The sequence below is a fragment of the Colwellia psychrerythraea genome (genome assembly GCF_000764225.1).
GTDB classification, from domain to species: domain Bacteria; phylum Pseudomonadota; class Gammaproteobacteria; order Enterobacterales; family Alteromonadaceae; genus Colwellia; species Colwellia psychrerythraea_D.
Map to the genome: position 1 here is coordinate 1 of NZ_JQED01000050.1, position 7,127 is coordinate 7,127.

Sequence of the window (7,127 nt, forward strand, 5' to 3'; positions counted from 1 at the left end):
CCCAAACAAAAAAAACGACGGCAAATTGAGCCGCGGAGAAAGCACATGTTTTATAAAAATGATCAAATAGCCGGTTTCGACGACAGTATTTGGCAAGCCATGGGTCAAGAAGATAGCCGTCAACAAGATCACGTTGAATTAATCGCCTCAGAAAACTACACCAGTATGCGTGTCATGCAAGCACAAGGCAGCCAACTGACCAACAAATATGCTGAGGGCTACCCAGGCAAACGTTATTACGGCGGCTGTGAGCATGTTGATGTCATTGAGCAATTAGCCATCGATCGCGCAAAAGAATTATTTGGCGCTGATTACGCCAATGTACAACCTCATTCTGGCTCTCAAGCTAATGCGGCCGTCTTTATGGCCTTGCTTAAGCCCGGTGAAACTGTGTTGGGCATGAGCTTAGCGCACGGTGGTCATTTAACGCATGGCTCGAAAGTGAGCTTCTCCGGCAAAATTTATAACGCGGTGCAATACGGCTTAAACGAAAGCACCGGTGAAATTGATTACGACGAAGTTGCACGTCTTGCCAAAGAGCATCAACCGAAGATGATTATTGCCGGTTTCTCTGCCTACTCTCGTGTGGTGGATTGGCAGCGTTTTCGTGATATTGCTGACAGTGTTGGTGCTTGGTTATTTGTTGATATGGCGCACGTCGCTGGTTTAGTGGCTGCTGGTTTATATCCTAACCCGGTACCGATTGCCGATGTCGTCACGACGACGACCCATAAAACCTTACGTGGTCCTCGCGGCGGCTTAATTATCGCCAAAGAAAACGAAGAGCTCGCGAAAAAATTAAACTCCGCGGTATTCCCAGCCGGTCAAGGGGGTCCATTGATGCATGTTATTGCCGCCAAAGCGATTTGTTTCAAAGAAGCCTTATCTGAAGGCTATGTTACATATCAGCAGCAGGTTATCGATAACGCCCGTGAAATGGCAACCACCTTCCAAGCCCGTGGTTATAACGTGGTCTCTGGCGGTACGGACAATCACTTATTTTTATTGGATTTAATCGATAAAGGCATTACCGGTAAAGACGCCGATGCTGCGCTAGGCCGCGCTAACATTACGGTGAACAAAAACTCAGTACCTAATGACCCACAATCGCCGTTTGTTACCAGTGGTCTGCGTATCGGTACTCCGGCCATCACCAGCCGTGGTTTTGGACTAGAAGAAGCAGCGGCATTAACCGGTTGGATTTGTGATGTGTTAGATGACATCAACAACGAACAAGTAATAGATGACGTGCGAAGCAAAGTATTGGACTTGTGTGAAAAAAATCCGGTCTACCGCTAGGTAACCCGAGTGAGCGCTAAGCGACTTTTAGCCGATTAGCGCTCTTTGTTTAGCCAATAATACAATTTAGAAAAAGGGTATACCATGCAACAATATTCAGGATTTGGTTTATTAAAACACTCATTAAGTTACCACGAGAATTGGCAACGGGTTTGGAGTAATCCTACCCCGAAAAAACACTATGATGTCGTTATCATCGGTGGCGGTGGCCATGGCCTAGCAACAGCTTATTATTTAGCAAAAGAGCATGGCATCACCAACATTGCCGTCATTGAAAAAGGTTACTTAGGCGGCGGTAATACCGCGCGTAATACCACCATTGTCCGCTCTAATTACTTATGGGATGAAGCCTCACACTTATACGAGCATTCCTTGAAATTATGGGAAGGCTTAGCGCAAGAGCTCAACTATAACTTAATGTTCAGTCAACGCGGCGTATTAAACCTTGGTCATACCTTACAAGACATGCGTGATATTGAACGTCGGGTGAACGCTAACCGCCTTAACGGCATAGATGGTGAAGTGTTAACCACAGCGCAAGTACAAGAAATGGTACCGATTTTAGACTGCTCAACCAATGCTCGCTACCCAGTCATGGGCGCCTCATGGCAAGCCCGTGCAGGGACAGCGCGTCACGACGCGGTTGCTTGGGGGTTTGCCCGTGCAGCGGACGCCTTAGGCGTTGATTTATTACAACAAACCGAAGTCACCGGCATTCGCCGTAAAGATGGCGCAGTCGAAGGCGTTGAAACCAATCGCGGTTTTATTTCTGCCGGTAAAGTGGCCTGTGTTGCCGCGGGTAACTCCAGTGTGATTGCTAAGATGGTCGGCATGGAATTACCGCTTGAATCGCATCCACTACAAGCCATGGTATCCGAGCCATTAAAGCCGATTTTAGATACCGTGGTGATGTCGAACCATGTGCATGGTTATGTCAGTCAATCGGATAAAGGTGATTTGGTTATTGGCGCGGGTATCGATGGCTATACCGGTTATGGTCAGCGTGGCTCCTTTAATGTGGTTGAGCACACCATAGCCGCCATTATTGAAATGTTCCCAATATTCAGTCGTGTCCGTCTTAACCGCGCCTGGGGCGGTATTGTCGATACCTGCCCAGATGCTTGTCCTATTATTTCAAAAACGCACATCAAGGGACTGTACTTTAATTGTGGTTGGGGCACGGGTGGTTTTAAAGCAACACCTGGCGCAGGGCATGTCTTTGCCCATACCATCGCCAAGGATGAGCCGCACCCATTAGCCAAACCCTTTAGCATTGACCGTTTTTCATCGGGTGAATTAATTGACGAACACGGCGCTGCCGGTGTTGCCCACTAAGAGGAATTTATTATGTTACTTATCCACTGTCCTTATTGTGAAGAGATGCGCGAAGAAGAAGAGTTTAGTCCTGCCGGACAAGCCCATATCGAGCGTCCCTTACAGCCAGAAGACATCAGCGATGAGCAATGGGCTCATTACTTATTTTTCCGTAAAAACCCGCGAGGCTTACATCATGAGATGTGGCTACACGCCGCCGGTTGTCGTAAATATTTTAATGCGACGAGAAATACCGCAACCTATGAAATCATGGAAACTTACAAAATGGGTCAAGCGCCCCGTGTTACCGCTAATGAAGAGGGCCAATCATGAGCCAAGTTAATCGAATCGCTGGCAGCAGCAAACGCATTAATCGTAACCGCACGTTAACCTTTAGCTTTAACGGCAAAGAATATCAAGGCTTTGAAGGCGATACTGTCGCATCAGCCTTGTTAGCCAACGGCGTCGATGTGGTTGGGCGTAGTTTTAAATACTCTCGTCCGCGCGGTATTATTACCAGTGACTCGCAAGAGCCCAATGCCATTTTTCAAGTTGGCTCAACGCAAGCGACCACCATTCCTAACCCGCGTGCAACACAAACTGACCTATATCAGGGGTTAACAGCCAGCTCAACCAATGGTTGGCCTAATGTTGATTTCGATTTAATGGGTACGGTGGGCAAACTCGGTGGCTCTATGATGCCGCCAGGGTTTTATTATAAAACCTTTATGTTTCCCCAATCGTTATGGATGTCGTATGAGCACTTAATTCGTAAAGGCGCTGGTTTAGGCGCGAGTCCTCAGCAAAATGACCCCGACAGCTATGACAAAATGCATCATCATTGTGATGTGATGATTGTTGGCGGTGGCCCTGCAGGACTCGCTGCTGCCTTATCGGCGGCGCAAACCGGTGCACGCGTCATCATCAGTGATGAACAAAATGAATTTGGCGGCAGTTTATTATGCTCAACACAATCAATAGACGGTCAATTGCCTAGCCAATGGGTGGAAAAAACGGTGGCGCAACTTAGCGACATGGATAACGTGATGTTATTACCACGCAGCACCGTGTTTGGTTACTACGACCACAACTTGGTCGGTATCAATGAGCGTCGCACCGACCATTTAGGTGAGCATCAATTACAAAGCACCCGTCAACGCGTACATAAAGTCCGTGCTAAACAAGTGATTTTAGCCACTGGTGCCCATGAGCGTCCGCTGGTCTATGGTAATAATGATGTGCCCGGCTGTATGTTAGCTAACGCCGTATCAACCTACATTAATCGTTATGATGTCGTACCGGGCAAACAATTGGTGTTAATGACCACCAATGATAATGCCTATAAAACCGCCATTGATTGGCATCAAACCGGTCGTAAAGTGGTAGCGATTGTTGATACGCGCGCCGCATCAAACGGCGACTTAGTCAATAAAGTTAAAAAACTGGGCATTGATATCTTCTTTGGTCATGGCGTCATTGAAGTTAAAGGCAGCAAGCGCGTAAAAGGCGTTGATGTCGCGCCAATTAATGCCACAAATCACAGCGTGACTGGCCCGGCCAAACATCTTGCTTGTGATACGGTAGCCAGCTCAGGCGGTTGGAGCCCCGTGATTCACTTATCATCACACACCGGCTCTCGCCCGGTATGGAATGAAGAGATTGCCGGTTTTGTCCCAGGTGCTACGGTGCAACAGCAACACAGCTGTGGCGGATTGGAAGGTATTTATGCCTTATCAAACGTCCTCAGCAATGGTTTTGCTACTGGCGCTATCGCTGCACAGGCCGCAGGTAAAGGGGATGGTAGTTACGTGGGGAAAGCACCCAAAACCAGCGACCCACAAGAAGATGCGTCGATGGCACTGTTTCATATACCGCACAGTAAAAAAACCAGTCGTGCGCCCAAGCAGTTTGTCGATTATCAAAATGATGTCACCGCTGCAGGCATCGAATTGGCAAACCGTGAAGGTTTTGAGTCAATTGAGCATGTCAAACGTTACACCGCATTAGGGTTTGGTACGGACCAAGGGAAGTTGGGCAATATTAACGGCATGGCAATTACCGCTAAATCGTTAGGCAAAACCATTCCTGAAACGGGCACAACGATTTTCCGTCCTATGTATACACCAACCACCTTTGGCGCCTTAGCCGGGGCGGATGTGAAGCACTTATTCGACCCAGCTCGCTTTAGTGCCATGCACAAATGGCACCTTGAGCATGGCGCTGAATTTGAAGATGTCGGTCAATGGAAACGTCCGTGGTACTTCCCACAGCCAGGTGAAACCATGCAGCAATCACTGGAGCGTGAATGTTTAGCAACGCGTAACAGTGTGGGTATTTTAGATGCCTCGACCTTAGGTAAAATTGATATTCAAGGTAAAGATGCCCGTGAATTTTTAAACCGCGTCTATACCAACCCTTGGAGCAAGTTAGGCGTAGGCAAATGTCGCTACGGCGTCATGTGTAAAGAAGACGGTATGGTCTTTGATGATGGGGTAACCGCGTGTCTTGATGAAAATCGTTTTATCATGACCACCACCACCGGCGGCGCTGCGGGGGTATTGCAATGGTTAGAGCTATGGCATCAAACCGAATGGCCAGAGCTGGAAGTTTACTTCTCCACCGTGACAGACCATTGGTCAACCATGACTATCTCAGGCCCGAACTCGCGTAAAGTCTTAGAGAAAATCTGTGATGTCGATGTCAGCAGTGATAATTTCAAATACATGGATTGGATAGAAGCCACAGTAGCAGGGGTAAAAGCACGTGTTTTCCGTATCTCCTTTACCGGTGAGTTATCCTTTGAAATTAACGTGCAAGCAAACTATGGCATGCAAACCTGGAAAGCCGTGATGGCGGCGGGAGAAGAGTTTAACATTACCCCGTACGGCACGGAAACCATGCATATTTTGCGCGCTGAAAAAGGCTTTATCATTGTTGGCCAAGACACCGATGGCTCAGTGACGCCACAAGATTTGGACATGGATTGGGTTGTTGGTAAGAAAAAAGAGTTTAGCTTTATTGGTAAACGCTCTTGGACGCGCTTTGATAATAAACGTGACGACCGCAAACAAATGGTGGGCCTTAAACCGAAAGATCCAACCTTTGTTTTACCTGAAGGTGCACAAATTGTCTTTGAGAAAAACCAGTCCATCCCGATGAAGATGGTGGGTCATGTTACCTCGAGTTATTACAGCGCCTGTATGGGGTATTCGTTTGCTTTAGCCGTGGTTAAAGGTGGCATTAGCCGCAAAGGTGAGAGTGTGTTTTTGCCATTAAGTGATGGCACTACTGTGGAAGCTGAAATTTGCAGTCCAGTATTTTATGATCCAAAGGGAGACCGTCAACATGTCTAAGTCAATCCAAGCAGAATCACCACTGCACCATGCGCAGCTTGAGCAATTAATTGGGCAATCAAGCGAAGGTGGCATCACCTTGCATGAGCATAAGCTTTTAGGGCATCTGAACTTACGTGGTAATGCGGCCGATACCGCGTTTTTAGCCGGGGTGCAAGAAGCCTTAGGGGTTGCACTGCCCACTGCGCCCTGTAGCAGTGCTAAAAGTGAGTTGGCGCAAATCATGTGGTTAGCACCCGATGAATGGTTAGTGATTGTCGAATCAGGCACCGAGTTTGACGTAGAGCAAAAACTGCGTAGCTATTTAACCGGCCATTTTGCCGTTAGTGATATCAGTGGCGCGCAAACCTTGCTTGAGCTCAGTGGTAAAGACATTATCGGTTTGATGAAAAAATCAACTGGTTATGACTTACATCTGGAGAGTTTTCCGGTAGGTAAAGTCATTGGCACCACGTTTGCAAAAACTGGCGCCCATATATTGCGCCTAGATGAAAATACATTTCAGCTGGTGGTACGTCGCAGTTTTTCTGACTATGTCTGGTTATGGATCCAACAAAGCAGTCAAGAATATGGCCTGACGATTGTTTAACGACTGTTTAACGCTTGTCTAGCTAAAACCTATCGCCCCTTAATGCAAATTGTTTGTTGTTTCAATGCGCGTTAAGGGTAGCGATCACCACTCATAAAGCCGCTTACGTTGACATAAATAGTAATGACTATTGCCTTAACCCAAGCGGTTTTCACTTCAACCTTTCATTTCAACATAGGATCGAACATGGCCGATATCAAACCCGTTTCACAAACACATATTATCACCGCTAATTGTCCCAGCCGACCGGGCACCGTCGATGTAGTGACCCGTTTTTTGTGTGAAAAAGGCTTTTATATTAATGAAATTCACTCATTTGATGATACTGCGGTTAATCACTTCTTCATTCGCATAGAATTTAGAGCACAGACGGCAACAGCATTTGATGACGTTGCCTTTAGCAATGAATTTGAGCAACGCGCCAACGAATTTGACATGCAATGGCAACTGGCCTCCCGTCCGTATAAATCTAAAGTGGTGATCATGGTGTCTAAGCACGATCACTGTTTGAATGACTTATTATACCGTTATCGCACTGGCGATTTGGCTATTGAGATCCCGGCGATCATCTC

Annotated in this window: 5 protein-coding genes and 1 pseudogene; all 6 read left to right on the forward strand. The window is 47.1% G+C overall.

Annotated features, from left to right (window positions below; all coding sequences use genetic code 11):
• Positions 1–45: 45 nt before the first annotated feature.
• Positions 46–1,299, forward strand: coding sequence for a serine hydroxymethyltransferase (gene glyA, locus ND2E_RS04185; RefSeq protein ID WP_033095241.1), 1,254 nt, complete (start codon positions 46–48; stop codon positions 1,297–1,299).
• Positions 1,300–1,383: 84 nt separating this feature from the next.
• Positions 1,384–2,634, forward strand: coding sequence for a sarcosine oxidase subunit beta family protein (locus ND2E_RS04180; RefSeq protein ID WP_033095236.1), 1,251 nt, complete (start codon positions 1,384–1,386; stop codon positions 2,632–2,634).
• Between the two features lie 12 nt (positions 2,635–2,646).
• Positions 2,647–2,946 (forward strand): sarcosine oxidase subunit delta, encoded by a 300-nt coding sequence (locus ND2E_RS04175; RefSeq protein ID WP_033095237.1) that lies wholly within the window; start codon positions 2,647–2,649, stop codon positions 2,944–2,946.
• Positions 2,943–5,966: a sarcosine oxidase subunit alpha gene (locus ND2E_RS04170; RefSeq protein WP_033095238.1), complete on the forward strand. Its 3,024-nt coding sequence runs from the start codon at positions 2,943–2,945 to the stop codon at positions 5,964–5,966. The genes ND2E_RS04175 and ND2E_RS04170 overlap by 4 nt, the downstream gene beginning before the upstream one ends.
• Positions 5,959–6,555: a sarcosine oxidase subunit gamma gene (locus ND2E_RS04165; RefSeq protein WP_033095239.1), complete on the forward strand. Its 597-nt coding sequence runs from the start codon at positions 5,959–5,961 to the stop codon at positions 6,553–6,555. Before ND2E_RS04170 ends, ND2E_RS04165 begins: the two co-directional genes overlap by 8 nt.
• Before the next feature lie 186 nt (positions 6,556–6,741).
• Positions 6,742–7,127, forward strand: a pseudogene (locus ND2E_RS04160) (formyltetrahydrofolate deformylase); the annotation flags it as partial.